The sequence below is a fragment of the Mycobacterium sp. TH-M116 genome, assembly GCF_057473685.1.
Genome location: NZ_JBYCLC010000312.1, coordinates 1 through 1,926, shown reverse-complemented (window position 1 = coordinate 1,926; position 1,926 = coordinate 1). Strand labels below are relative to the sequence as shown.

Here is a 1,926-nt window from a genome sequence, read left to right as displayed (position 1 = left end):
CATATCCGTCATGTGTCCACACGCCGGCCCGAGACGCCAGACCCGTGCCGGGCGCCCTGCTGGGCACCCGCAACGACGCCATCGCCGCGCAATCGTGCCGGCGACCGGCTACGAGTTGTGGACCGACCCCGAAACCTACTGCCCTGGAATCATTCTGGGCTCCGACGGCTTCGGCCTTGCCCGTGACTACCGCTGAAACGTCCCGGTTCCGGTGAAGGCTCGGGCTCGACGGTATGGGCAGGCCGGGGCGACAGCTGGTACCGCACCCCGAGGGCCGCCAACCCGCTCGTCACCCCGAGGATGAACGCCAGTGGTTGACGACGACCACCGTGTCGGATTGCACGTGAGCGCCGCGCCACGGCCGGGTATCGGCGCGGTGATCAGTCGACCAACTCGTCGCGACGCGTCCGGGTTGACCGCCGCCGCGGGGCAGCTCCTGAATGTGAACGTCCCGACACGACACGCCGACGAGGCGTCGTGGGATACGCGGTCGGAGCCGTGGTTTGGCCTAATAGCCCAAGCCGTCGTCGGCCAGGTAGGTGACCGAGTACCACCGCCCGGCCGGCGAGGTGCCGGCGTCGTATTCCTCGGTCACGTTCACTCCCTCCAGACGCACATCCGTCAGACTCGGATTTTGCGCGCGGATATGGTCTTCGAGCGCGGCAAGCAGCGCCTCGCCGCTGAGGGTGGTGTCCGCAAGCGCCCGTCCCTCGTGCCTCGCCCAACTCACGGACTACATCTTGCCCCGCCTTCGCGTTGCCCCGCCGGGGGCCGCGACGAACTGGGGTTCGGAGGTTCGCGCGCGGCTCGTGCCGGGATTGGTCCGCCGGAGCCGGGCCGGGCCACGGCGGCATCGGGAACAAACCGCCGAACCGGAACGGACCGCATTGCCGCGGTCACCGCACGCTAGTGTGCTGTGGTCGGCCTCCGCGAACAGACCGATAGAAAAGTTGGGCACTCCATGACCGCAACAACAGAAGACTCGCTGCTCGAATCACGGGTCGGCCATTACTACGAAATGGACGGCACCTATCTGGTGGGCCGCGAAAAGGTCCGTGAATATGCCCGTGCAGTGCAGGACTATCACCCGGCACATTGGGACGTTGCCGCCGCTGCGGGCCTGGGGTACGCAGACCTGGTGACGCCGATGACGTTCACCTCGGTGCCGGGAATGAACTGCAACCGCCGCATGTTCGAATCGGTCGTCGTTGGTTATGACACCTACATGCAGACCGAAGAAGTCTTCGAGCAGCACCGCCCGATCGTGGCCGGCGACGAACTGCGTGTCGACGTCGAATTGTCTTCGGTGCGCAGGTTCGCCGGCAGACACCTGATCACCGTGACCAACACCTTCACCGACATCGCCGGCGAGCGGGTACACACCCTGCACACCACCGTCGTCGGCGTCACCGCCGAGGACGTCGACCCGGCGATCAAGACGGCCGTCCCGAATATCATGATGCATGACGTCGACCTCCTCGCTGTCGGCAAATCCGATGCCGACTACCGCAAGACCGTCCGTCCCGAGAGGGAGGTTCGGATCGCCGACGAAGGCACGGCCCGCACGCCGGGGACGGGGTCTTTCGACGACCTGAAGGTCGGCGATGAGCTACCGGTGCGTCATGCCCGCCTGTCCCGCGGTGACCTGGTGAACTATTCCGGCGTGGCCGGAGACGCCAACCCGATTCACTGGGACGAGGGCATCGCCAAACTGGCCGGACTGCCCGATGTGATCGCCCACGGCATGCTCACCATGGGGTTGGGTGCCGGCTTCGCCTCCGCATGGTCGGGAGACCCCGGCGCGGTCACCCGCTACGCGGTGCGGTTGTCCCAGCCGGCGATCGTGTCGGCCGCAGAAGGTGCGGACATCGAATTCAGTGGCCGCATCAAGTCTCTGGATCCCGAAACCCGCTCCGGTGTTGTCGT

The 1,926-nt window shown here is 66.4% G+C and carries 3 protein-coding genes; 2 read left to right on the top strand and 1 reads right to left on the bottom strand.

The window, feature by feature from the left end; all coding sequences use genetic code 11:
• The coding region (locus AC2VOK_RS16255; protein ID WP_428901404.1) for a hypothetical protein at nt 1-196 on the top strand (196 nt) is incomplete at its 5' end.
• Between the two features lie 312 nt (nt 197-508).
• On the opposite strand, the gene AC2VOK_RS16250 is transcribed toward AC2VOK_RS16255, so the two are convergent.
• A complete protein-coding gene (locus AC2VOK_RS16250) occupies nt 509-730 on the bottom strand; it encodes a hypothetical protein (RefSeq protein ID WP_428901403.1) in 222 nt (73 codons plus the stop codon).
• 231 nt (nt 731-961) lie between these two features.
• Here AC2VOK_RS16250 and AC2VOK_RS16245 point away from each other — a divergent pair.
• The coding region (locus AC2VOK_RS16245; RefSeq protein WP_428901402.1) for a fused (3R)-hydroxyacyl-ACP dehydratase subunits HadA/HadB at nt 962-1,926 on the top strand (965 nt) is incomplete at its 3' end.